The sequence below is a fragment of the Rossellomorea sp. NS-SX7 genome (assembly GCF_052828565.1).
Map to the genome: position 1 here is coordinate 3377923 of NZ_CM128249.1, position 24966 is coordinate 3402888.

Annotated in this window: 19 protein-coding genes; all 19 read right to left on the bottom strand. The window is 46.3% G+C overall.

The genetic code is table 11. From position 1 onward, the window contains the following. Position 1 precedes the first annotated feature (1 nt). On the bottom strand, positions 2 to 628 hold the full coding sequence (hisG, locus tag ACUXV2_RS16870) for an ATP phosphoribosyltransferase (RefSeq protein ID WP_224876170.1): 627 nt from the start codon (positions 626 to 628) through the stop codon (positions 2 to 4). Then, positions 625 to 1818: an ATP phosphoribosyltransferase regulatory subunit gene (locus ACUXV2_RS16875; RefSeq protein WP_446244308.1), complete on the bottom strand. Its 1194-nt coding sequence runs from the start codon at positions 1816 to 1818 to the stop codon at positions 625 to 627. Before ACUXV2_RS16875 ends, hisG begins: the two co-directional genes overlap by 4 nt. Positions 1819 to 2460: 642 nt before the next feature. Continuing rightward, positions 2461 to 3639, bottom strand: coding sequence for a MalY/PatB family protein (locus ACUXV2_RS16880; RefSeq protein WP_446244309.1), 1179 nt, complete (start codon positions 3637 to 3639; stop codon positions 2461 to 2463). A gap of 321 nt (positions 3640 to 3960) precedes the next feature. After that, positions 3961 to 4500: an acyltransferase gene (locus tag ACUXV2_RS16885; protein WP_446244310.1), complete on the bottom strand. Its 540-nt coding sequence runs from the start codon at positions 4498 to 4500 to the stop codon at positions 3961 to 3963. Beyond that, complete coding sequence (ppaX, locus tag ACUXV2_RS16890) at positions 4497 to 5147, bottom strand: pyrophosphatase PpaX (RefSeq protein WP_446244311.1); 651 nt, start codon at positions 5145 to 5147, stop codon at positions 4497 to 4499. The genes ACUXV2_RS16885 and ppaX overlap by 4 nt, the downstream gene beginning before the upstream one ends. Continuing rightward, a complete protein-coding gene (locus ACUXV2_RS16895) occupies positions 5119 to 6084 on the bottom strand; it encodes a nucleoside recognition domain-containing protein (RefSeq protein ID WP_446244312.1) in 966 nt (321 codons plus the stop codon). Before ACUXV2_RS16895 ends, ppaX begins: the two co-directional genes overlap by 29 nt. A 107-nt stretch (positions 6085 to 6191) precedes the next feature. After that, the gene (lgt, locus tag ACUXV2_RS16900) at positions 6192 to 7028 is read right to left on the bottom strand and encodes a prolipoprotein diacylglyceryl transferase (RefSeq protein ID WP_446244313.1); all 837 of its coding nucleotides are present in this window, start codon (positions 7026 to 7028) and stop codon (positions 6192 to 6194) included. Positions 7029 to 7066: 38 nt separating this feature from the next. Then, positions 7067 to 8002: an HPr(Ser) kinase/phosphatase gene (gene hprK, locus ACUXV2_RS16905; RefSeq protein ID WP_446244314.1), complete on the bottom strand. Its 936-nt coding sequence runs from the start codon at positions 8000 to 8002 to the stop codon at positions 7067 to 7069. Between the two features lie 513 nt (positions 8003 to 8515). Continuing rightward, on the bottom strand, positions 8516 to 9169 hold the full coding sequence (locus ACUXV2_RS16910) for an alpha/beta hydrolase (RefSeq protein ID WP_446244315.1): 654 nt from the start codon (positions 9167 to 9169) through the stop codon (positions 8516 to 8518). Between the two features lie 98 nt (positions 9170 to 9267). After that, complete coding sequence (locus tag ACUXV2_RS16915) at positions 9268 to 9624, bottom strand: phage holin family protein (protein WP_446244316.1); 357 nt, start codon at positions 9622 to 9624, stop codon at positions 9268 to 9270. Then, positions 9624 to 9827 (bottom strand): PspC domain-containing protein, encoded by a 204-nt coding sequence (locus ACUXV2_RS16920; protein ID WP_446244317.1) that lies wholly within the window; start codon positions 9825 to 9827, stop codon positions 9624 to 9626. Before ACUXV2_RS16920 ends, ACUXV2_RS16915 begins: the two co-directional genes overlap by 1 nt. A gap of 332 nt (positions 9828 to 10159) precedes the next feature. Beyond that, positions 10160 to 11284: a DUF4097 family beta strand repeat-containing protein gene (locus ACUXV2_RS16925; protein WP_446244318.1), complete on the bottom strand. Its 1125-nt coding sequence runs from the start codon at positions 11282 to 11284 to the stop codon at positions 10160 to 10162. A gap of 26 nt (positions 11285 to 11310) precedes the next feature. Beyond that, entirely contained in the window at positions 11311 to 11625 is a 315-nt protein-coding gene (locus ACUXV2_RS16930; RefSeq protein WP_446244319.1) for a DUF4870 domain-containing protein, read from the bottom strand. 470 nt (positions 11626 to 12095) lie between these two features. After that, entirely contained in the window at positions 12096 to 16682 is a 4587-nt protein-coding gene (locus tag ACUXV2_RS16935) for an FtsX-like permease family protein (RefSeq protein WP_446244320.1), read from the bottom strand. Next, complete coding sequence (locus ACUXV2_RS16940; protein ID WP_446244321.1) at positions 16679 to 17371, bottom strand: ABC transporter ATP-binding protein; 693 nt, start codon at positions 17369 to 17371, stop codon at positions 16679 to 16681. Before ACUXV2_RS16940 ends, ACUXV2_RS16935 begins: the two co-directional genes overlap by 4 nt. 321 nt (positions 17372 to 17692) lie before the next feature. After that, positions 17693 to 18850 (bottom strand): acyltransferase family protein, encoded by a 1158-nt coding sequence (locus ACUXV2_RS16945; protein ID WP_446244322.1) that lies wholly within the window; start codon positions 18848 to 18850, stop codon positions 17693 to 17695. 226 nt (positions 18851 to 19076) lie between these two features. Further along, positions 19077 to 21950 (bottom strand): excinuclease ABC subunit UvrA, encoded by a 2874-nt coding sequence (gene uvrA / locus ACUXV2_RS16950; RefSeq protein WP_446244323.1) that lies wholly within the window; start codon positions 21948 to 21950, stop codon positions 19077 to 19079. A 7-nt stretch (positions 21951 to 21957) separates the two neighbouring features. Then, entirely contained in the window at positions 21958 to 23940 is a 1983-nt protein-coding gene (uvrB, locus tag ACUXV2_RS16955) for an excinuclease ABC subunit UvrB (protein ID WP_446244324.1), read from the bottom strand. Positions 23941 to 24673: 733 nt separating this feature from the next. After that, positions 24674 to 24937: a CsbA family protein gene (locus ACUXV2_RS16960; RefSeq protein WP_446244325.1), complete on the bottom strand. Its 264-nt coding sequence runs from the start codon at positions 24935 to 24937 to the stop codon at positions 24674 to 24676. Between the last annotated feature and the right edge of the window lie 29 nt (positions 24938 to 24966).

Consider the following 24966-nt stretch of genomic DNA (forward strand, 5'->3'; position numbering starts at 1 on the left):
CTCAACCTTCAATAATTCGTGTCAGCCTTGCCACTAGGTCCTCGATTTTTTCATCCTTCATCCGGTAGCTGACCGGGTTCACGATCAATCGGGATGTGATATCCACAATCGTCTCGTATTCCACGAGTCCATTTTCCTTCAGCGTCCTCCCCGTTGATACAATGTCGACGATCCTGTCGGCGAGGCCGATCAGCGGAGCAAGCTCGATGGAACCGTTAAGCTTGATGATCTCCACCTGCTCCCCCTGCTCCCTGAAATAAGAGGAAGCCACGTTCGGATATTTGGTCGCGATCTTCGGAGCGACATCGTTCATTTTTGTATCGGGAAGTCCCGCAACAGCCAGGTAGCAGCCGCTGATCTTGAGGTCGAGCAGTTCGTATACGTCACGCTCTTCTTCAAGCATCACGTCTTTCCCTGCGATCCCAAGGTCTGCCACGCCATGCTCGACATACGTAGGGACATCCATCGGTTTGGCTAAAATAAACCGCAGATCTTCCTGCGGCACTTCGATGATCAGTTTCCTTGAATCATCAAATTCCGGAGGGAGATCGTAATCCGCTTTTCTTAAAAGTTCAACCGCTTCTTCAAAAATCCTGCCTTTTGGCATGGCAATCGTCAAACTGCTCATCGATTTTCACCACCATTTCCGTTCCGGTCCTGTCCCACGACAAAGTGAACATTGCTGAACCCTTTTGTAAATTCATCCACGTCACCGACACCCTTCCAGTTCTGAAGGACGACTTCTTTCCCTTCGCTCCTAAGCTCTGATGCAAGCGTGATCGCTTCTTTTCTGCGTTCGTCACTGAACAGCACACACTCCTGGTCTGACGAGGTTAATTCGACCTTCATCGCTTCAAGGACATAATCAAGGCGCAGCCCGAATCCGGTCGCCCCTGAGGTTTTTCCAAACTTCTCGAGAAGCTTGTCATAGCGGCCGCCATTCCCAATCGCAAACCCAACATTTTCACCATACACTTCAAACAGGATGCCGGAGTAGTAACTCATATGACTGACGAGGCTGAGATCGAATTTGATGTACTGTTCGACCCCGTAGTCTTTTAAGATGCTCCATAGTTCTTTCAACTCTTCCAGTGCCTGCAGTCCTTTTTCACCTTCTAAAAGCGAGTGGGCTTCACCGAATACATTGTCAGACCCTCTCAGTTTCAAAAAGCTGAACAACCGCTGTTTATCGATGGAGGAAAGCGTCAGTTCATTCACATGCTGACGGTATCCCACATAATTTTTCTCGTATAGAAATCTTCTTAACGTATTGGCTCTTTCTTTCGTTCCGACAATCTGGGTGAATAGTTCCTGAACAAAACCGATATGGCCGATTGATATCTTAAAATTGTCTAGGCCCGCTTCCTTTAATACGGAGACCATGAGGGCAATCACTTCAGCATCTGCACTGACGGAATCATCCCCTATGCATTCGATGCCGACCTGTTCGAACTCTGCCGGCCGGCCTCCTTCCCGCTGTTGTGCGCGGAATACGCTGTTTGAGTAGGCAAGCCTTAGCGGCGTCCGGTCCTTCAGGAGCTTGGATGCAGCAATGCGGGCGATGGGAGCGGTCATATCCGGCCGGAGTACGAGGGTGTGCCCCTGCTGATCCAGCAGTTTGAAAAGCTGCTGATCGAGGATGGCAGACGCGTCCCCCACCGTTTCGTAGTATTCAAGCGAAGGCGTCTCGATGAATTTGTAGCCCCAGCGCTTCATCGCACCTTCCATTCTCTTTTTTGTTCCATCTTTTATCTCATATAAATCGGGAAATGTGTCTCTCATTCCCAACGGCTTCTCGAACATGAATAGCTTCGTCATAAGAACCACCTTCGGCAAATTGAATATTGATTTATTTTCCCCTATCACAAAGGGAATACTAATAGTTGATTATTCTGAAATCCTTTAGTTCGCTAATGTGCTAATAAAATAAAGTTATAAGTAGTGTAGCTTGTCTCCTGTTATTCGTCAACCGTTATGCGGGGGATTTTTTGGCGGGATAATAGTTAGATCAGGTTTGTTTCTAAAAGGATCCAGGTGCGGCAGGCGGGTAGGGAAGCTGTCATTGAATGCGTCCGTGACATATAGCCCAAGAAATTTCGACAACGGGAACAATAATTGAGAAAGCTGAACAATTATTTAAAAACAGGAACAATAATGTTGAAACCGGTGCAATTATGTTCAGACCGGTGCAAATATCATCAAACCCGTGCAATTCCCCCGAAAAGCTTAATAAATAATAGCCTCCATGAAGGGGGAAAGACCCATATTTGTCTTTTATAAGAACATTTTATCGGCATTTTCCTCATCAAAATGGCTGGTGAAGCCAAATCTCAAGTCAAATCTCCGCCATTCTCATCAACCAAAAAAAGACAAAAACAGATTTTCTCAATCTATCTTTGCCTTTTCCCGTAATATTCGATTTTCAATCCGATTCTTATACGTAAAACTTTGCCAGCGAGATCATTTCACTAATTGCCGGTTCTTCCTGAGCTCCAAAACGGCATGATTCATTCTTCTCAATGCCATGTCAATCCGCTCTTTCGGACAAGCGATATTCATCCGGACGAAGGATTGTCCGCTTTCCCCGAACTTGAAGCCTTCGTCGAATTTGACCCGGGCTTTTTCCAGGAAGAAGGCGCACAGTTCTTCACCTGACATCCCCAGTTGGCTGCAGTCGATCCATATCAGATGGGTTGCCTGCGGCACAATCGCTTTCAACTCGGGCATGTGCTGGTCGAGATAGTTAAAGACGTACTGCTTATTATCTTCGAGTACCATCAGCAGCTCATTCAACCAAGGCTCGCCTTCTTCATATGCTGCAATGGTTCCTTCGATTCCGAACACATTTGGTCTCATCAGACCGTATCCTGTCAGCTTTTCATTGTACTTTTCCCTGAGTTCCTTGTTGGGGATGAGGAGGATGGACGTTTGAAGTCCTGCAATATTAAAGGTCTTACTCGGTGCTGCACAAAGGATGCTGTTCTCTTTCAGGTCCTCATCCGCTTTAAAAAGCGGCATATGCTCATGACCTTGATAGACAAGGTCTCCATGCATTTCATCTGAGATGATCCATAGATCATTCCGTTTGGCGATCTCGCCGATTCTCCTTAATTCTTCATCTGACCACACTCTGCCGACCGGATTATGAGGACTGCAAAGAATGAGTAGTTTTGTTTCAGGCTGACTGGCCTTTTCTTCTAGATCGTCAAAATCTATCAAATAGGTACCGTCCTGGTACATCAATGTATTCTTTATGACTGAACAGCCGTGGTTTTCAATCGTACTGTAAAAAGGATAATAGACGGGATCCTGGATGATGACACCGTCACCCGGTTCCGTCAGCACTGACAATAATACGTTTATCCCTGGTATGATCCCCGGACTGAAGCAAATCCAATCTTTGTCTATCTCCATGTCGAACCGTTTTTTCCACCATGTTACGATCGAATCAAAATACCGGTCGCTGAACGTTGTATATCCATAAATGCCATGGCTGGCTTTTTGATTGAGTGCCTCAACGATGGCCGGCGCTACCTGGAAATCCATATCCGCAATACACATCGGTATGACATCTTCTTCAGGAAACGACCATTTGACAGAGTGAGTATTCGTTCTCTCGATGCAATCATTCCAATTCATATTCCCATGCCCCCCAGTTTGTCTCTGTTCTTACTTTATAACAGATTGAGTGGAGGGGGAATAGCTAAATAATTGGAATGGCTTTAAACAACGCTTTTGATTTCCGTGCAAGACTTCGCTTTCCGCGGGCGGTTGGTGAGCCTCCTCGTCGCTAAAGCTCCTGCGGGGTCTCACCTAACGCGCTTTTCCTGCAGGAGTCTTCATCTTGCACTACAATCAACCGCTGGAGCCAGCTATATTCGCCCACAATCTTTAAGACAGTTTAATAAGTAACAAAAAGACAAAGACAGATTCCCTCGAATCCACCTTTGCCTTTTATATTTACTCTTCCGTTTTAAATCCATAAATCTCATCATCCTGCCAACGTTCTGAGAGCTGTTCTTTGGTGTAGATGACACGCATCGGGTTTCCGCCGACGAATGCGCCCGGCGGTACGTCTTTATGGACGAGGGTGCCGGCTGATACGATGGCCCCGTCGCCGATCTTCACCCCTGGCAAGATCGTTGTGTTCGCACCGATCATGACTTCCGAACCGATTTCCACATCACCGAGGCGGTATTCTTTGATTAAATACTCGTGTGCGAGGATCGTCGTGTTGTAGCCGATGACGGTATTCCTGCCGACGGATATTTTTTCAGGGAACATGACGTCGAGCATGACCATGAGGGCGAAGGATGTATGTTCGCCGATGTTCATTCGGAGGAATGTTTTGTACAACCAGTTTTTCATGCCGAGAAACGGGGTGTAGCGCGCCGCCTGGATGACGATGAAGTTCTTGACGACTTTCCAGAATGGCACGGTTTTATAGACATGCCACAGGGAATTGGCGCCTGTCACCGGGTAGCGTGTCGTTCTTCTCATGCTGTCGGCACTCCCACCACCTTCAGCAGGTCAGGCATCGTTTCGAGCATGAAGTCAGGCTCGTAATGTGCGAGATGCTCGCGGCCCTTGGCACTCCAAGCGACACCTGCGGAGAGGACGCCTGCATTTTTACCTGCAAGGATGTCATGATGGTTATCCCCGACCATGATGGCTTCTTGTGGTGAAGCGCCCAATTCGACCAGGGCTTTCTCGATTGGTTCAGGATGAGGCTTCGCGTTTTCCACTTCATCCAGGGTGATCACCACGTCGAAAAATGGACGAAGGTTCATGAGATCAAGCCCTTTCAGGACGACATCGCGCACCTTCGTCGAGACGATGGCGAGTTTATAGCCTTGTTTGTAGAGAGTTTCAACCGTTTCATAAACGCCTTCAAACTCGGTTACAAGCTCATCATGATGTTCGTGATTGAATGCACGGTAATGTGCACACATTTCATCAACTTTATCCGGGTTCAATCCTCCGAAGGATTCCTCCAATGGAGGACCCATGAATGGCAGCACATCTTTTTCCGTGTACTGATCCGGGTAATAATGATTCAAGGTGTGAAGGAAGGAAGAGATAATCAGATCATTTGTATTGATCAGTGTTCCGTCCAGGTCAAATAATACTGTTGTAATTTTGCTCATAGTGATTCTTCCTTTCTTTTTTTGCATCAGCGCGGTTCCAAAAATAAGCTACGATCATCGTTAAGACTATCGCCGTGACGAGTCGGATAATCAAGAGCGGCAGGACAGGTATTCCAAGCGGGATGAAAATCAGCGTGTCCTCGACCACTGCGTGACAGGAGACGAGGAAGATGAAGGCGATTGTGACGTCCTTCTTGCTTACCCCGTCTTCTTTTACCGCCTGGATCATGACGCCTGCTCCATAAGCAAGGCCGATGACGAGTCCAGCCACCATCGTGGTCGACGTGTTGGCATTCATCCCGAGCGCCCGAGTGGCGGGTGCAAGCCAGCGTGAAAAGACCTCCATCCATCCCAGGTCTTTCATGATCTGAATGATGACCATGAGCGGGATGACGATCAACGCCAGTTGAAGCACGCCATAGCCCGCTTTTTCAAGTCCGAGCAGCAGGATTTCTCCCCACCCTTCAGGCTCTGCCTGCCGGGGAGGCATCATACCGTATTGAGCCATCTCCGAGCCGCCTCTCCAAACGAGATTGATGACGACTGCAGAAATAAGGGCCAATCCGATCCGGACCGTGACAATCAGCCAGATTTTTACGCCCACTTTGGCAGCAACCGTCGATTCAATCAAGAGATTATGGGAAAAAGACAGCATGACCGCAATGATGAAGACTTCCTTGACGGTCAAGTCCAGCGACAGGATACCCGCTATTCCTGCGTACAGGTTCAAGAAGTTGCCTAGGACAAGGGGAATGGCAGCGTCACCTGATAGGCCGATCAGCTTCATGAAGGGCGATATTTTTTCCATCACCCAAGGCAGGACGGGCGTGTATTGCAAAACAAATACAATCAGTGTGATCGGGAAAATGACTTTTCCCAGGGACCACGTTGTCTTTAGCCCTGTCATACCGCCATTTTTAATCGATGACATCCACATTCTCTCTTCTCCCCTTATCTATGTGTCTCTTTACATATTTTATGCCGGAATTTCTGAAGAACATGAGCCCAGCCGATTTCGGCAGTACTTCCTTAAGGCCCTTCTATTTACATATTCACTTCTTCATTGCTTTTATCATTGTAGGCATGGCGGGCCATACCTGATTTTCTACGGTAAATGATCAGTGCAGCAGCCGCCACGATCAGAACAAGTGAAATGACTTGTGCGACTCGCAGATATTCCGTCAGCATCAGGCTGTCCGTTCTCATTCCTTCTACGAAGAAGCGGCCGATCGAGTACCAGATCACATATGACAGGAATAATTCACCGCGGCGCAGGTTCACTTTTCTGCGTAAAACCAACAGAAGAACAAAACCGGCAATGTTCCACAGCGATTCATACAGGAACGTCGGATGATAATAAGCTCCATTTATATACATCTGGTCAATGATGAATGGCGGGAGATATAGATTCTCCAAGAAGGCACGTGTCACTTCTCCCCCGTGGGCTTCCTGGTTCATGAAGTTCCCCCAGCGGCCGATCGCCTGGCCCAAGATGATGCTCGGGGCCGCAATATCAGCAAGCTTCCAAAAGGAAATACCTTTTATTTTTGCAAAAACAATGGCGGTGATCACGGATCCGATCAAAGCTCCATGAATCGCGATTCCGCCATTCCAGACTTTAATGATATCGCCGGGATTCTGAGAATAGTAATCCCATTCGAATATGACATAATAGGCTCTGGCTGAGAGGATGGCGATCGGGATCGCCCAGACTAGTAAATCGACAAACGTATCGGGGTGTAGTCCCAGACGTTTGCTTTCAGATATCGCTAAATATAATCCAAGTGCAATCCCAACTCCGATGATGACGCCGTACCAGTGTACCTGCAAGGGTCCAAGCTGAAATGCAATCGGATCGATGGGTGTGATCGATTGGTTCATGGTTTTGCTCCTCCTGAATGAATTAAGATGGGTTCTGTTTAGATATCTTCGTTCACGCCGTCTTCAATGACATCGGAGAGACGGTTCGTAAACTGTTCAGCTGCGTTGACACCCATTCTCTTCAGACGGAAGTTCATCGCTGCCACTTCGATAATGACCGCCAAGTTTCGTCCTGGGCGGACAGGGATCGTCATCTTCGTAATATCGGAATCAATGATTCTCATTTTTTCTTCTTCTAGACCGAGTCGGTCATATTGCTTTGTTTTGTCCCAAATTTCAAGATTGATGCAGAGAGTGATGCGCTTGTAGTTACGCACAGCCCCGGCTCCGAACAGGGTCATCACGTTGATGATTCCGACACCGCGGATTTCAAGAAGATGCTCGATCAGTTCGGGTGAGGTGCCGACCAGTGTATCAGTATCTTCCTGACGGATTTCAACACAGTCATCCGCCACAAGACGATGGCCGCGCTTCACGAGTTCCAGTGCAGTTTCACTTTTACCGACTCCGCTCTTACCTGTGATGAGCACCCCGACTCCATAGATATCCACTAGCACACCATGTACAGCTGTGGTGGGAGCAAGCTTACTTTCCAGATAGTTGGTCAGTCTCGAGGAAAGACGCGTTGTTTTCATAGAGGACCGCATGACCGGAACGGCAGTACGGTTTGCTGCATCCACTAGTTCATCCGGTATCTCCAGGTCGCGGGAAATGATGATACCCGGTGTGATATCGGTGCACAGCGCCTCCATTCTCCTTTTACGCTCCGCTTCATCCAGCAGTTCGAGAAATGAGAGTTCCGTCTTACCCAACAGTTGAACCCTTTCTGCAGGATAATAGTTGAAATAGCCTGCCATCTCCAGTCCCGGGCGTGATATATCACTTGTTGTGATCGGTCTATGTAATCCTTCTTCTCCGCCCACAAGCTCCAAGTTGAATTTTTCCAGTATATCTTTCGATCGAACCTTTGCCAAAGCAAGCTCCTCCTTCGATTCTCTATCTCAATCGTTCGTTCTTAGAATCTTTTTGTACTCTTTCCTATTTTAGCAATTATGAGCGAAAGCGCAAGCGCGTCAGTTGAGCGTGAAATGTGCTTCCTTTTCCTAAGTGATCACTATTTATACCGCTGTTGATTTCCGTGCAAGACTTCGCTTTCCGCGGGCGGCCGGTGAGCCTCCTCGTCGCTGCGCTCCTGCGGGGTCTCACCTGTCTCGCTTTTCCCGCAGGAGTCTACGTCTTCCACTCCAATCAACAACTGGAACGAGCTTTAATTTGGAGCAGGATTCACATCGTTGCTTTTAAAAGAGTTCTATTCAAATACTTTGTTGCTTTACTCACAAGAAAATACAGGAACTTGGGTATCTTCGATGAATAATGCACATCTACAAGCTGAGATCAGACTACTAGACTGTGTACGAAAAGCAACTATCTTTTAGATAACAGCTTTTAATATAGATCAAAATAAAAGAAACACAGTCTACTGGAGACTACGTTTCTTTAATAAACGTTTCAATCGCTGCCATGATGTCTTTGTGGGTGTCCATTGATCTTAGCACTTGAAAATCCTGTTCCAAACTGTGGTTGGCGCCAGGGATGAGGTGAAGATGGAGATGATGGTTTGAGTTTAATCCAGTAAATCTCTCTTCGACGTAGTGATGATCTCGGTCTCCGATGAAGCAGATTCCCTTATGCTGACTCTCCTTCATAGAGTTATAGACGATATCTTCTTTTAATAAAGGGGTCAGCCAGATGACTTTCGCTTCCTTGAATGTTTCTCTTTGCAGTTCGTTACTCATCGGGATGGTCCCGATTGATTTGGCGATAAGAATAAACGATTCGTATGATTTCTCCCCTAGAACTGCATCGATCACATTTTTACAATCACTCAACAACATTTCATCGAATTCCTCGTCTGACAGGTTTTTGTATTCATCCGAATCATACTGGTAATTAATGTGGAGTACATCCCATCCTTCATTTAAAAGCATGCCCGTCGGATAGTGCAGGAGCGGCCCCATTACGGTGTAACCCATTCCAGGAAAGAAAATGGCGAGACCCTTTGGGTGCTCTGATGAGATTAATAATCGGTAGGGAACTTCATTGTTCTTAAAACCTCTGATACTCGATGATGTTACTTTCATATATGACTCCTCCTTTTTTTCCAACTATTTCTAGTCCCTAAGGAGAAAATCCTCTTTTCCCTGTAAAAGAAAAAACTCCAGTCCTAAACGACTGGAGTTCATTTCTCATTTCTAGGTTCGAGCACAGCTTTTTGAATGATCAGATTGGCAAGTGACAGGATGATCGATGCCAGAAATGCCATTCCGAAACCGGATAATTCAAAGGCGTCACCCATGATTCCGTCTGTCAGCAGCAGGGTTACAGCATTGATGACGAACAGAAACAATCCGAGGGTCAAAATGGTGACGGGCAGGGTCAAAAGGATCAGGAGCGGGCGGATCAATACGTTCAGTATCGCCAAAACAAAGCTTGCGATGACCGCCGATCCGAAACCTGATACATTGAACCCGTCAAAAAATCCTGCCAATGCCACAAATATCACTGCGTTGATCAAAATACCAACAATCCATCTCATTATCTGATGGCTTCCTCCTCATTCGGCAGCACAAAGGCCAATAGACCGTAAACGACGACCAGCGGAAAGAATCCCGTAGGAATCAATAGAATAATGAAGATCACTCGCAACATGGTCGCATCAATTCCTGTAAATCGGGATAATCCGCCGATTACACCGGCAAATTTACGATTGGACCTTGAGCGTACTAATTGTTTTCTCATCGAATACACTTCCTTCTCATCTTATGCGTTGTCCTTCTTAACATTCTTCTCCAAGGCTTTTTTTATGAGGGAAGAATGGTTTGTTTCCGCAAAAAGATGGAGCTCGGGCGGAAGTGGATCTCGCACTAAACGCAGACCGTTGCTTTCCGCGGGCGGCCGGTGAGCCTCCTGGGCTTCGCCTGCGGGGTCTCACCTGTTCCGCTTTTCCCTCAGGAGTCAAGTGCCTGCAGCTCCAATCCACTCTAGGGTAAAAATCTTCACAAAAGGACAACATCTCTTTTTTCATTTATTCCCCTCTGCATCGAGCTTAAACGATAAAGAAGTTAATCTCTTTACACGTTAGACACATTCCTGTCCTCTGCCTTTTTAATAAGAACAGATCCGGTCTTTGTTTCTGCAAAAAGATGAAGCTTTTCTTCCCCATCTGTCTTGCGGTTAAAACGGATATGCTTTTGGACGACATCATTTTTTTCCTCTACAACGTCGATTCCTTCCAGCTCCACCTTGAATCCGCCGAGATTTGACTTGGCTTCGCCTGCGATGTTGATGGTTCCCGGTACGTAGAGGTCGACATTACCTGTCACGGTTTTTGCGTGCAGCGTGTCGGCTTTAGCACCCATTATGGCGCAGACGATGTTTCCGTTCAGGGACTGGGCATCCGTGTACTGAATATCCCCTTCCACCTGAACTTTGCCATTGATGGATTCCGCTTCGACTTTTTCGGCTTTTGCATTCAGAATTGTGATGGCACCGTTTGACGTTTCAACCTCTGCTTTTTTGCTTGTCAGATGATCGATATGGATTTTTCCGTTTGCCGATTTTGCACGGAAATCATCAGCTTCGATATGGTCGGCCTTCAAGCCGCCGTTGAACAAGCGTACCGATACCTTTTCGTACTGATGCTTCGGTATATAGAGCTTCGAATCCACCTTCATCCATTTCAACTGAGTCGAGAAGTAGAGCGTATCTTCGTCGACCGCAAAGGAGGTGTTCTCCATGAACTGCTTGCGTGCTTCTTCACGGTCTTCGGTACGGTATACCTTTGCCTGACACTCCACTCTGACTTCTTCGCCGTCCCATGGGATCAGCTCCACTTTCCCATTCGCTACATCGATGTCCATCTTTTTGAATGCCGTGTTCGGCTGCTGGAAGACGTGTGATACTTCAACCGACTGATTCCACTGGAAATCGAAGTCGAAGTTCTTTATTTTCGAAAAAGCGGTGTTCATGAAATCAAGGATCTTATCCTTTGTTTTATCAGATTTATATCCGTTGCTCGTGTCACCCTTCTTCTCATCCTGAAAAATCGATACGAACTCATCGAGAAAATCCTTTTCTTTTTCCTTTGTTGGTTCGGTCTTCTTGTCGAGGGCTTCCAGGAGGGTCAATGCTTCCTGAGCAGTGAGCGTCCCTTTTTCCACCATATCGAGAATTCGTTTGCGTTCTTCATTCATCATTCTTCATCCCCTTATCATTGAATTTATTACAGAAGTACTTTGATTCCTTTGTACACATTCCAAATGACGATGATGATATTAATCAATATGAACAAACCGATCATCAGGAAGAAAAAGACCGGAATTCCTGACCCCGTTGCAAAGATGCCGATGTCTAAAAAGATGCCTGCAAAAATAAACGGGATTGCGACTATTGGTATGATGTGAGAAATCAATGCCGCCTTGGCATCCTTCTTCACATACGGGTTGTCTGTTACAAAATATACGATGATCGGAAAAATAAATCCTGCAAAAAATATACTAAAATAGCAAAGCGCTGATAATATCTTGTTGGTCTCCATCTTCATCATCTCCTTTACTATTATTTACGATACGTTTCTTAAAAGGTTTCATTCTTTGAAAATTCCTTCTGTGATCATTTTCTCATAGGACATTCTTCGTTTTACTCCATCGGAGGTCTGAGTTTTTGTGGGTATGGGGATGTGTTTTGATGATAATTTAAGATCCATTTTTGAATACCGCTGTTGATTTCCGTGGAAGACTTCGCTTTCCGCGGGTAGCCCGTGAGCCTCCTCGTCACTTCGCTCCTGCGGGGTCTCACATAAGCTACTTTTCCCGCAGGAGTCTTCGTCTTCCACTCCAATCAACAGCTGGATTGGCCTTTAAATCAGCACAACAAACAGACAACTTACTACCTTTTTTCTGGATACAAAATTAAACGATCCTTACTTATAGAAGAAAACGATCATTGTTTCCACACTAAAAAGCCACAGCCCAGATCCCGTTTGGGGTCTGGGCTGCAGCAGGTCAATCATTCCTCAAGTTCAAGCCACTGGTTCAAAAATTCACTTTGGTCTCCTTCAGCATGCTGCTCAAAGAATTCCGCAAAGATGGCGGTGTCCACTTTGTTGAATTGGTAGTCTTGGAAATAGGCTGAAAGGAATTCGAGTGCTGCGCTTTTTCCTCCGTTGTTGTTAAAATAATCACGGAAGATGAGTGGTACTTTTCCGTAAACGGTTGGAATATAGTCATCCCCGAATTCGTCCAGTCCGATATTCACCTTATCGACACTGGTGTCTTGTTGTGAAAGCTTTTCAGCAAACGAGTATCCTTCTGCCTGATTTTTATAGTAATCCTCCAGAAAAATGGATGTCGCCAATTCTGTCATTCCCTCGTCGAGCCAGGCATCATGGTAAGGATCATTCGATACCATGAAGTAGAACCATTGATGGGCAATTTCATGGGCAAGGGTATGCTGATAGGTATTTGATTCATTCGAAACCTCTACCACGTTCGGGTATTCCATATTCCCCATGTTGGCGACCATATCCAGTTCTTTGAAAGGGAATGGTCCTATATTAGCATTAAAGTACTCGAACGCTTCCTGTGCAAACGAGAGCATCTCAACTCTCGACTGTTCTTTGTCTTTGGGAAGGAATAAGCGCAAGTCCGTTTTTGAATACATCCCTGTGCTTGCCTTAACAGATGTCCCTTCCCACTTCCCAGGATCCAGGAAAGCCAGATAAAAATCCTTGATATTGTTTGTTTCGACGGTACCTTCCCTCACTGGGTTGAATTCGAGGTCTCTTCCTGAACTGGCGATGTAATAGTCACGCGGGAGCTTGAAGTTGATCTTATAATCACCGTACCCATTATGGTAGGACTCCCCTTTTGGGTTGTACTCCTCGAGCTGCCACCCATTTTCGTAAGGAGCAAGCATCGGGTACCATTGTGCCAGGAAAAAGCTGTCGCCCTCCCTGGAAAGCCTCAGCCCTTCTTCAGGAACCGATAAGGTGTAGCTGATCGTGATCCATTTTTTCTCCCCAGGGGGAAGCTCCTTTTCTAACGAAACAAATAGTTTATCATTCTCAAGAGTATACTCGAGTTCTTCTTCCATGCTTTTCACGGATGTAATGCTGGTTTCCGCAGCACCCTTTACGATGGCCGGCTTCTCTTCGCTTGTCAATGCGTTGGGGATGAAATAGAAACCGACATCCCCCCATTCTTCATCAGACTGATTGCTTACTACCGCAGTCGTCTGGATCGTAAACACGTCATCTTCTCCAAGTGAAACATCCATCATATAGTTTGCCCTTGCATTTGTCCGTTTCCCCAGATGTATGCTCGGGGAATAAGCTTTTTTATCAGCATCTACATCTTCATGGAGAATTTCAACTGCGAATGGGCCTGGTTGACTTGTCTTGCCTCCTTTAAAGATAAAGTGATCGAATTCACTTGGCACTTCATAGGTCAGCAGCGCACTGACCATACCAGGCATTTTGATTGCCCCTGACTGATAGTTCATGGAATCCACGATGCGGGCATCGACCGCATCATAGCTATTGTTTTCCTCATCAATCAGCTGGAACATATTTGGGTTATATCGTTCATTTCCATGCTCAGAATAAAGGAACTCCGCCTCGACCGGTACGGTGATGAGTTGGTGTCCTTTTTTCGCCGGTTTCATGTCTTCCGGTGTTTGTACCAGTTTCCCAAAATGGTAATGTTCTTCATCCATCAGTATGCTTTCACCCAGCATGGCATCCTTGTAGGCGGATTCCTTCAGGCCAGTGAACAGTAGAGATTCGCTTTTGGAAGCGGAAGATTCTTCAGCATCCGTCTCTTCCTCTTCTTTTTCCTTCTTTTCATAACGCTCGATTGTTTCCCCTTCTGTTCCTTGTTCTTCTTGGGGTGATACGAGACTCGCGGTTTCGGTATGCTCTATGTTCGAAACCGCGTGGGTGATCAAGGCAGCCACTCCGATGAACAGAGCCGCACCCGCAGCAGTGAGGATGATTTTAAATTGTTTCTCCACCTTCCTGCTGTTTTGAACACCGCCACTCAGTCCCTGGTAAGGGGTGATCCGCGCCGCCTTCTGGGCAGGCAGGATACTGGCAAGTGTGCCGGTGACCATCGGGATCAGCATGGTGAGGGCATATAACCAGATCTGTTCGTAGGGAAGCTCTCCATACATGCTCCAGATCATAAGGAAGGCGCAGGCAAGACCTAATAAACCAGCGAAAAATCCGGATATTGCCCCTTCCATCATGACGAGTACCCTGATCGTTGAATTTCTCCATCCGAGCGCTTTTAAAACGGCGATTTCCGGCTGTCTCTCCGATACGTTCTGCCAGATGATTTCCGCCGTGGTCAATATCGCAATCGTCAAGGCGATCCCCATCGCCACATAATGCATGGTGCTGACTTCCATCGCCACGTATTCACCCAGCCATGTTGTGAACATGACCCCCTTAAGCCGGAACGTAATAAAGAGGAAGAACAGCAGCATCCCTGTCGGCAATCCAATTGAGAAAACGGAAAGACTGGTCCGTTTCCATTTTGACAGCAGTCCGTTCAGTGCCATCCCAATAACGGATTGTGACTTTACCACTCTCCGCTGGCTGTTCGATATTTCACCTGTTCTCATCGTTTCATAAGGCTTGATTTTCCTGACCAGCATCGCAGGGATCAACGCACCTATCCAATAGATCACCAAACCGAGCAGGCCAATGAGAAAAATCCTGATGCCGGAAGTTTCAATCGGGGAAGTGTACATGAACCACCCCAATATCAGCCAGCTGATAAGGGAAACGGTCAATCCAAGAAATGTGGCTTCGACCATCAGCAGCTTCGAAAGCTGTCCCGGCCGCCATCCGAGTGAAAGGAAAACGGCAAATTCCTTCTTCCTTCCATACATCATGATCAGATTGGATGAGAACACATAGACGATCGCCACGGCCACGACACTTCCGACGACACCGCTGATCCCTAACTTCGCTTCCTTGAAAATCGTCATGGACGAACCGATCTTGATCCAAGGCTGTTCGATCCATCCGATGCTGTTCTTGCCTTCGATCCCCGGGATATGAGTGAGCGCAGGCTGAGGGGAAGAGCCAAGCGTCACATCCGCCAGCAGCCCGGTATCTTTTTCAATTTTTTCGGCAACCTCCTGCAGCCGGGCCTCACTTTCTTCATTAAAGACTTCCACTCCCTCAACATTCACTCGGATCGCGGAGATCGGATCTTTCCCGATGATCTTTGAAGCCGCTTCGATCGTTGTGAGCATGAGAGGGGGCTTTGTCAGGAATCCATACGGGTTATTCACCGGTTTCATCCCGGCAGGCGGATTCACAGGTTCTTCATTCTCATCCAGTACCCAGCTGGCCTTTGAAGGGAAATAGGTTTCCACAGGAAGCTCGGTCAACGGATCCTTTGAGATGTTGAGTCTGCCGGGATCGAATACCCCGAGAACATCCAGCTTCAGTCTTGGCCAGTCAGACGATTTTTCCCCGTATTGTTGCACAGGTCTATACGCCTGCTCCGCCGTTAAAGGTGAGTCCTCCGGGAGTTCATATGGTGTCACTTCATAACTGTATGCCCATCTTTCCGGAAAGGGGCTGCTGACCGGCCGGTATTCGACAGGGGTCGGTTTAAACGCCATCCAATTCATCCCATCCGAACCAGTCCCGGTCAAGTAGCTTGGATTCATCACCCGGTCCACCATTTTCTGATGGGCTTCTTCGGTCGTGTACGTATATTCTTTAACACCTTTTCCTCCAAGGGTTTTCAGGAAGTCTTCCCCGCCCTTTTCCTTCACCTCTTCCATGGTGGCAGCCTGCTCATCCGCCCCAAAGGGGAGATCAAGCTTCTCAAAGACATAGCTCATCTCTCCGTCGATGAATTCCTTATTGCTCATGAGGATCGGTATGCGGGTGTCGACAAGTCCGTCACCTACAGGGAATTCTTCCGGCTTGTCACTTTCCTTGAAATAACGGCCCGCTTTACCGGCTACCACTGCCTTATCCAACCCTACAAGCTTCGCTTCCTGTTCGGGGTCGATACCCGCAACCAGAATTTCGGTCCCGTAGCTCATTTCTCCGGAATACCCGGACACTCCGTATTCCTTTCCTGCACGCGTGGCATCCCATCCTCCGACTGTGAAATACGTTTCTCCTTCCGATACCTCCTTTCCTGCCCCCGTATCGACCGTTTCGATCATCTTCATCCGGTAAACACCAGGCTCGGAAATTTCGGCCTTTTCAAAATCAATAAAGTTATAGACGTAACCAATCATCGAGATCGGGGCTGCGATGCTGACGTCATCCATCGCCTTTATCGACTCATATTGTTCCATGGATATTCCGCCATGCAGCCCGCTCAAGTAATTCGGTTCCAACAGATTCATTTTTTCCGTCACACTGCGGGAGTCCTGCGGCCTGACGACAATGTGGTAGGATGACTTCCACCTTTTCTGCAGCTCATTTACGATGGTGCCATTATTCGACTGCGTCACACCAACCAGATAACTGAGACCGACACTGAGTAAAAGAACACCGATGATCAACAGAATGAACCGGTCCTTATTCCGCCACCACGAATTCCAGATGAACCGGATCATATCATCGATCCCTCTCTGTCTGAAATGATGATCCCATCCTTCATTTCAATCATCCGGCTTGCCTTCTCTGCAAGTGACGGATCATGTGTGACAAAAATGACCCCGCATCCCTTCTCTTTATTCAAAGATGATAAGGTCGAGAAAATCAGCTCCCCTGTCGCTGTATCGAGGTTTCCCGTCGGTTCATCCGCGAGCAGCCACTTCGGCTCATGTACAAGGGCCCTTGCGATCGCCACACGCTGCTGCTGTCCGCCTGACAACTGGGAAGGCAAGGAGTTCAATTTATCTGCTAATCCAACTTTTTCGAGTAATTCTTGTGCACGCTTCTTCTTATCGTATGGGACTTTTCGTGAAAACAGAGGGGCCATAACGTTTTCCAAGGCCGTCATCGTGGGGATCAGGTGAAATTGCTGAAAGATAAAACCGATGTTGGAAAAACGAAAGTCCGCCAACTGTTTTTGATTCAACTTGTTAATGTTTACAGAATCATATAAGATTTCGCCGCTTGTAGAACGATCCAATGTGCCAATGAGACTTAAGAGTGTCGACTTTCCAGAACCGGAAGAACCAACGACGGATACGAACTCACCACTACTGAACTCAACAGAAATGTCTGAAAGCGCATGGGTCTCCACCCCTTCCCCCTTAAATGTCTTGGTCACCTTTTTCATTACAATTGATTGACTCACTTTACAAATCACCTCAAATTATAAGAATATTGTTATAATTATAACAAATAGATTACAATTATGTGGGTTATATGTAAAAAAATAGAAGTTTGTTTTTGGTTAAACGTAAAAAAAGCTTGCAGACCAGCGTTTGAAACGCTTTATGTCTGCAAGCTTCTTTACATTTAAAAATAGTGTTGTAATTAAGCATTATGGTAATGTTAAAAGATTCTAAAAGGTTGGTTAATACATTACTTGAAGATCTTTGATTTTACACTGCGCAACAGATTACTTAGCGAAAGATCACTATGTCTGCTGTCATCTTTTCAATACAAATATTATTTACAATTTCCCGATCTCAACAATTTCACTATGAATATTTTCTCTCTTCAATTCTTTTAAACCGAATAGAATTCGTAAAAAATTAAATCTTCGTATGAGAAAATGATGCAGACAGCCAATGATTGTAATTGCTATTGTTACTAAAAATATCAATTTAACATGTAAAGGCCACTCCAAGTTATAAATGATAAAACCTAACAGAATAATGATAGGTTGGTGAAGCACATAAAACGGCATGGATGCTTCACTCGTATAGTTCAAGATTTTATTGGAAAAGCTCAGATATTTTCCACCTAAATACAGGATAAAGAATATCATGTTCCAAACCAAAGATACACGTATCATCATGAATATGGCCCAGCTTAAGGATACATCGACCGGAAAACCATAGAGCATCACCCATATGATATATGAAGTTGTACCAAGCACACTCATTGCACCTGCAAATAAACCTATCTTACGAACAAATTCCCTTAACGATTCTCTGGCAAAAAAATAAAAACCAAAGCAAAATAAGAGTAAATAAAAAATAATCCCCCAACTCGCGAGGTTAACAAAGCCGTTCACAATCAAAGCTGCAGCTGATAGAGGGATGGGGATCAATAAGAAATGAAAAATACTAAACTCTTTCTGTCCCGCTTTGTTTATTGTTTTTAGGAAAAAAGGAAGTAAGATGACTGAAAAAAGCAATAACATAAGGAGATACCAAAGGTGATGCCCAAAAAACGCAAAGTTCCCCCTTCCGCCTATTTCCAAATACAGTCCATCAAAGTAATGGGGAAAGAATTCCAGGAACGAACCTTTAAACTGATTATTCGTCACTCTCTCAATATATACTTGCAGAGGTGACAATAAAAAGATCCCCAAAATCAAGGGGATTCCAAGCCGTAAAAGTCTTTCTTTCACAAAGATTAGACCATTTCTTCTCTTTAAAGCATGATACGTAGCAATTCCTGAAATCACAAAAAATACCGGCATGATCCAATTTCCCGTTAATAGAGAAAAAAATTCAATATATGTATGATTAATCTTGTTGTTTTTAATGTGCCACTCAAATGAATTAAAGAACATTGAACAATGATAAAGGAACACGATAAACATGAGTACTACCTTAATCCAGTCTAAGTCGTGATATCTACCTGACGCTTTACTTTCCATATATTTCCCCCTTTAGGCTAACTATACATCTTATTAACCAGGGTTGGGAATATACTTTTTCATAAAAAAATATCCCTTTTGATGCTTAGAATGTTAAATCAACAAAAAAGCAAACGAAATCACATGTGATTTCGTTTGCTGAACTGTAATATTAAAATAAATTTTTTCTACAGCTGTACTGATTTTATAATCGTTACGGGTTTCTATACCCCTCTTAAGTCACTTTTTAACTCGTCACTTCTTCCTTCTCGCGGATCTTCTTCTTCATCCGCTCGCGGTCGCGTTCAAGCACCGGCTTCAGGTATTTACCTGTGTAGGATCCTTTAGTTTCTGCGACTTTTTCAGGGGTTCCGCTGGCGATGATGGTACCGCCTTTGTCCCCGCCTTCAGGTCCAAGGTCGACGATGTAGTCGGCTGCTTTGATGACGTCCAGATTATGTTCGATGACGAGTACCGTATCCCCGTTTTCGACGAGGCGCTGAAGTACGGTCAGCAGGCGTGAAATGTCATCGACATGAAGACCGGTTGTCGGTTCATCCAGGATGTAAAGGGAACGGCCCGTTGAACGGCGATGCAGTTCCGAAGCCAGTTTCACACGCTGTGCTTCCCCTCCTGAAAGGGTCGTCGCCGGCTGGCCAAGTGTGATATAGCCTAAACCTACATCATAGATTGTTTGAAGCTTCCGTTTGATTTTCGGGATGTTTTCAAAGAACTTCACCGCATCTTCGACTGTCATTTCAAGAACGTCCGCGATGTTCTTATCTTTGTACTTCACTTCAAGCGTTTCACGATTGTATCGCTTTCCGTGACAGACTTCACACGGGACATAGACGTCAGGCAGGAAATGCATTTCGATTTTGATGATTCCGTCACCGCGGCAGGCTTCACATCTTCCGCCTTTCACGTTGAAGCTGAATCGTCCTTTTTTGTATCCTCGCACCTTGGCTTCATTGGTCGTCGCGAATACGTCGCGGATATCATCGAACACACCTGTATAGGTTGCCGGGTTCGAACGTGGTGTACGGCCGATCGGCGACTGGTCGATATCGATGACTTTGTCGAGATGATCGATTCCCTTCACTTCTTTGTGCTCACCAGGCTTGGTTTTGGCATTGTGAAGTTTTTGAGCTAGGGATTTATGAAGGATCTCATTTATCAGCGTACTTTTACCTGAACCGGACACACCTGTGACCGCCGTAAATATTCCAAGCGGAAACTTTGCCTTCACATTATTCAGGTTGTTCTCCTTCGCACCGACAACTTCAAGGTATCTTCCATCCGGCTTGCGTCGTTCCTGTGGCAGAGAGATGAACTTCTTCCCGGATAAGTATTGTCCGGTCAACGAATTCTTGTCATCCATGACTTCATGGGGTGTCCCTGCTGAGATGACCTCCCCCCCGTGCACGCCTGCCCCCGGACCGATGTCGATCAGATAATCGGCTGCAAGCATTGTATCTTCGTCATGCTCGACGACAATCAATGTGTTTCCGATATCACGCATGTTTTTGAGTGTATCGATTAAGCGGTCATTGTCACGCTGATGGAGGCCAATAGAAGGCTCATCAAGTATATAGAGTACGCCAGTCAGGCGGGATCCGATTTGGGTCGCAAGACGGATCCGCTGCGCTTCCCCTCCTGAAAGGGTTCCTGCAGCACGGCTTAATGTCAGATAATCAAGGCCGACATTCACAAGGAAACCGAGACGTTCACGGATTTCCCTTAAGATCAACCTGGCAATCTGCATGTCTTTTTCAGAGAGCTCAAGCTGTGCAAAGAATTGGTCTGCTTCCTCGATTGAGAATGCAGTGACTTCCCCGATATGGAGTGCGTCCACCTTTACCGCCAGGCTTTCTTCTTTCAGGCGGTGCCCGCTGCAAGTCGGACAGTCCTGCTGCGCCATGTACTTCTCCATTTGTTCACGGATGTAGTCAGAACTTGTTTCACGATAGCGGCGCTCGATATTTTTCATGACTCCTTCAAAGCGGAGGTAATTCTCGCGCACTTGTCCGAAGTCGTTTTCGTAACGGAAATAGATCTCATCTTTGCCTGAACCTTTAAGGATTTTATCCATTTTATCCTTCGGGATATCCTTGACTGGAACATCCATCGGGATGCTGTAATGATCACAGACCGCTTTCAGCAGGGATGGATAGTATTGTGAGCTTGTCGGTTCCCAAGGGGCAATCGCGTGCTCATTCAGTGTACGGTCCCAGTTCGGGATGACGAGGTCTTTGTCCACCTCAAGCTTCGTTCCAAGACCGTCACAGCTTGGACATGCCCCGAACGGGCTGTTGAATGAGAACATCCTCGGCTCAAGCTCGGTGATTGAGAATCCGCAATAAGGGCAGGCATGATGCTCACTGAACAATAGCTCTTCCTCGCCGATCACATCGATGACGACCTGGCCTTCTGCAAGACGGAGAGCCGTTTCCAATGAATCGGATAACCGTGCTGACACACCGTCTTTTACGACGATACGGTCGATGATGACTTCGATGGAATGCTTTTTATTCTTTTCAAGGGTGATTTCTTCCCCGAGATCCATGACCTCGCCGTCTACACGGACACGGACGAACCCTTGCTTCTTGATGTCTTCAAGCGTTTTGGCGTGGGTGCCTTTCCGCCCTGAGACGACAGGGGCGAGTACCTGCAGCTTGGTTCGTTCGGGATACTCAAGTATCCTGTCGACCATCTGCTCGATCGTCTGGGAAGAGATTTCGATGCCGTGATTCGGACAGATTGGTTTCCCGACACGGGCAAATAACAGCCGGAGATAGTCATATATTTCAGTGACCGTTCCAACGGTTGAACGCGGGTTTTTGCTTGTCGTTTTCTGGTCGATCGAAATCGCCGGGGACAATCCTTCGATGGAATCGACATCCGGCTTATCCATCTGTCCCAGGAATTGACGTGCATAAGCAGACAGCGACTCAACATAACGACGCTGTCCTTCTGCGTAGATCGTATCAAATGCAAGGGATGATTTCCCCGACCCTGATAAGCCGGTCAGCACGACCAGCTTATCTCTCGGGATCTTGATATCTATATTTTTCAGATTATGAGCTCTGGCTCCTTGTACGATAATATGGTCTTTGGCCATTCCTGTTTCACCCTTCCGCCTTTAGCTCAAGAATGGTGTCGCGAAGCTGGGCTGCACGTTCAAAGTCGAGCGCCTTGGCTGCTTCTTTCATTTCCACTTCCAAGCTAGCAATAAGTTTTTGTCTCTCCGGTTTCGACATGTTCGAAACTTTTGTCTCTTTACCCTCGTAAACCCCGGCCTCTTCTGCAGCATGAGTCGCACGGATGACATCCCTGATTTCTTTTTGGATCGTCGTCGGGGTGATACCGTGTTTCTCATTGAATTCCTCCTGGATTTCACGGCGGCGTTTCGTTTCGTCTATCGCCTTCTGCATCGAATCCGTCATCTTGTCTGCATACATGATGACCTTACCGTTCGAGTTACGGGCGGCTCGGCCGATCGTCTGGATGAGGGATCGCTCTGAACGGAGGAACCCTTCTTTATCGGCATCGAGAATGGACACCAATGATACCTCAGGGATATCGAGCCCCTCACGAAGCAGGTTGATTCCGACGAGAACATCAAATTTACCCAGACGGAGGTCACGGATGATTTCGATCCGCTCGAGCGTCTTGATTTCAGAGTGCAGGTACTGTACCTTGATCCCTATTTCTTTTAAGTACGCTGACAGATCCTCTGACATTTTCTTCGTCAATGTTGTGATGAGGACACGCTCATTTTTCTCGATTCGTTCATTGATTTCCCCGAGAAGGTCATCAATCTGCCCTTCGATCGGGCGTACTTCAATGATAGGATCGAGTAACCCTGTCGGACGGATGATCTGTTCGACCATTTCAGGGCTGTGTTCAAGTTCATACGGCCCCGGTGTCGCGGATATATAGAGAAGCTGCTGTACTTTCTCTTCGAATTCCTCGAAGCGGAGAGGTCTGTTATCCATCGCGGAAGGCAGACGGAAACCGTGGTCAACCAGCACTTTTTTTCGTGCTTGGTCACCGTTGAACATCCCCCTGATCTGCGGAAGTGTCACATGGGATTCGTCCACAACGATCATGAAATCATCCGGAAAGTAATCCAAAAGCGTATATGGTGTAGAACCTGAAGGTCTGAGCGTCAGGTGACGGGAATAGTTTTCGATCCCTGAACAGAAGCCCATTTCCCTCATCATTTCGAGGTCATAACGGGTCCGCTGTTCCAGCCTCTGAGCTTCTAACAGCTTCCCATCTTCCTTCATGATCGCCAATTGCTCTTCCAGTTCTTTTTCGATATTTTTAATCGCGACCTGCATCTTTTCTTCACGGGTTACGAAGTGGGATGCAGGGAAGATGGCGACGTGATCACGGTCTCCCATGATTTCGCCGGTCAGTGCATCGACCTCGCGAATCCGGTCGATTTCATCACCGAAAAACTCCACGCGCATGCAGTGTTCGTCGCGCGAAGCCGGGAAGATTTCCACAACATCCCCTCGCACACGGAACGTCCCGCGCTGGAAGTCGATATCGTTCCGTTCGTATTGGATATCCACAAGCTTGCGGAGAAGCTGGTTGCGCTCGATTTCCATCCCCGTTCTGAGGGAGAGCACAAGCTCGCGGTATTCTTCCGGGTTACCCAACCCGTATATGCAAGAGACGGAAGCAATGATGATGACATCCCTCCGCTCAAATAACGCCGATGTGGCAGAGTGGCGGAGCTTATCGATTTCATCATTGATGCTTGCGTCTTTTTCTATAAATGTATCGGTTTGAGGAACATACGCCTCAGGCTGATAATAATCGTAGTAGCTGACGAAATACTCGACAGCATTATCGGGGAAAAAGTCCTTGAATTCGCTGTAAAGCTGACCGGCAAGTGTTTTGTTGTGGGCAATAATCAATGTCGGTTTCTCCACTTTCTGAATCACATTGGAAACGGTAAAGGTTTTACCGGTACCCGTTGCTCCAAGCAGCGTCTGATGACGTTTTCCTTCATTAATTCCTTGTACCAATCTGTCAATCGCCTTCGGCTGATCGCCCTCCGGCTTGTATTTGGATTTTAACTGAAATTGTTCCTTCACCGTGAAACCTCCTGTAATAAAGGATCCGTACCTTGTTATTTACCTATTTATTCACAAAATAAACACAGTCCATTCATCTATACACATTCTACCACATATCATACAGGAATAACCATCGAAAAGCGAACAAAAGTTCGTTTGATTAATTGATGAATTAAAACTGTAAACTTAGGATTCCTTTTAATTACCGCTAATGATTTCCGTACAAGACTTCGCTTTCCGCGGGTCACCCGTGAGCCTCCTCGTCGCAAATTTTTAAGGGGGGAACTGTCCAGCTGCAGGGCTTAGAGGCACATGTCATAAGTCAAACCGACCAAGAAGGCAAAGAACGCCTTCGTGGCCGATTCGCCTTATGCCACACGCCTCTGAGCAAAGCCCTTCCGCTTTTCTTACAGGAGTCTTCGTCTTGCACTCCAATCAACCGCTGGAACCGATTTTAAATCTGTGTGGATAAGTAATAATTGTTTTAACCCGTTACACTTTATCATGTGGATGGACTATTTCAAAAAAGCACACACAAGTTGTGTATAACATTGTGCATAAGTTGTTGAGTAATGTGGAAAACATCATTTTTATCCACAAAATATAAATCAAGCCTGTGAATATTGTGTATGAATACGCATTCACACTGTGAATAACTTATTTCCCAATCCACTTGTGCACAAAATCACCTCACTTATCCACAATCCACAAAAAAAAGAAAAAAGCCTGAGCACCGTTTCATCCACAGTGTTCAGGCTTGTTTTCTTGCATTGTTTCTCATTTGGCTGCTGTACCAGAATCCAACGGTAAGCGAAGCGGCATCGATTACGATGAGCCACCAGGAATCTGTATATCCTTTGTAAACAGATGCAGCAATGAGCGCTACGGTAAGTATAAGTCCGACATAGTGATTGTACGTGACTCTGGTAAAGAGAACCACTAACAATCCCGGTAAAAAGATACCCAGTATGATTTTAGACACGGTCCACTCTCCTCCAATGAAGGGAATAACCATATTTTAACGAATATGCTTGTCTTAGGAAA

What these genes read in the sequence shown, in the direction of transcription:
- ACUXV2_RS16935 (WP_446244320.1), bottom strand. Translation starts at nt 16,682, where the DNA reads ATGATCCGGTTCATCTGGAATTCGTGGTGGCGGAATAAGGACCGGTTC.
- ACUXV2_RS16895 (WP_446244312.1), bottom strand. Translation starts at nt 6,084, where the DNA reads ATGTGGATGTCATCGATTAAAAATGGCGGTATGACAGGGCTAAAGACA.
- ACUXV2_RS16880 (WP_446244309.1), bottom strand. Translation starts at nt 3,639, where the DNA reads ATGAATTGGAATGATTGCATCGAGAGAACGAATACTCACTCTGTCAAA.
- ACUXV2_RS16920 (WP_446244317.1), bottom strand. Translation starts at nt 9,827, where the DNA reads ATGAGAAAACAATTAGTACGCTCAAGGTCCAATCGTAAATTTGCCGGT.
- ACUXV2_RS16930 (WP_446244319.1), bottom strand. Translation starts at nt 11,625, where the DNA reads ATGGAGACCAACAAGATATTATCAGCGCTTTGCTATTTTAGTATATTT.
- ACUXV2_RS16915 (WP_446244316.1), bottom strand. Translation starts at nt 9,624, where the DNA reads ATGAGATGGATTGTTGGTATTTTGATCAACGCAGTGATATTTGTGGCA.
- ACUXV2_RS16885 (WP_446244310.1), bottom strand. Translation starts at nt 4,500, where the DNA reads ATGAGAAGAACGACACGCTACCCGGTGACAGGCGCCAATTCCCTGTGG.
- ACUXV2_RS16910 (WP_446244315.1), bottom strand. Translation starts at nt 9,169, where the DNA reads ATGAAAGTAACATCATCGAGTATCAGAGGTTTTAAGAACAATGAAGTT.
- ACUXV2_RS16925 (WP_446244318.1), bottom strand. Translation starts at nt 11,284, where the DNA reads ATGATGAATGAAGAACGCAAACGAATTCTCGATATGGTGGAAAAAGGG.
- hisG (WP_224876170.1), bottom strand. Translation starts at nt 628, where the DNA reads ATGAGCAGTTTGACGATTGCCATGCCAAAAGGCAGGATTTTTGAAGAA.
- uvrA (WP_446244323.1), bottom strand. Translation starts at nt 21,950, where the DNA reads ATGGCCAAAGACCATATTATCGTACAAGGAGCCAGAGCTCATAATCTG.
- ACUXV2_RS16960 (WP_446244325.1), bottom strand. Translation starts at nt 24,937, where the DNA reads ATGGTTATTCCCTTCATTGGAGGAGAGTGGACCGTGTCTAAAATCATA.
- ppaX (WP_446244311.1), bottom strand. Translation starts at nt 5,147, where the DNA reads ATGAGCAAAATTACAACAGTATTATTTGACCTGGACGGAACACTGATC.
- lgt (WP_446244313.1), bottom strand. Translation starts at nt 7,028, where the DNA reads ATGAACCAATCGATCACACCCATCGATCCGATTGCATTTCAGCTTGGA.
- ACUXV2_RS16875 (WP_446244308.1), bottom strand. Translation starts at nt 1,818, where the DNA reads ATGACGAAGCTATTCATGTTCGAGAAGCCGTTGGGAATGAGAGACACA.
- ACUXV2_RS16945 (WP_446244322.1), bottom strand. Translation starts at nt 18,850, where the DNA reads ATGGAAAGTAAAGCGTCAGGTAGATATCACGACTTAGACTGGATTAAG.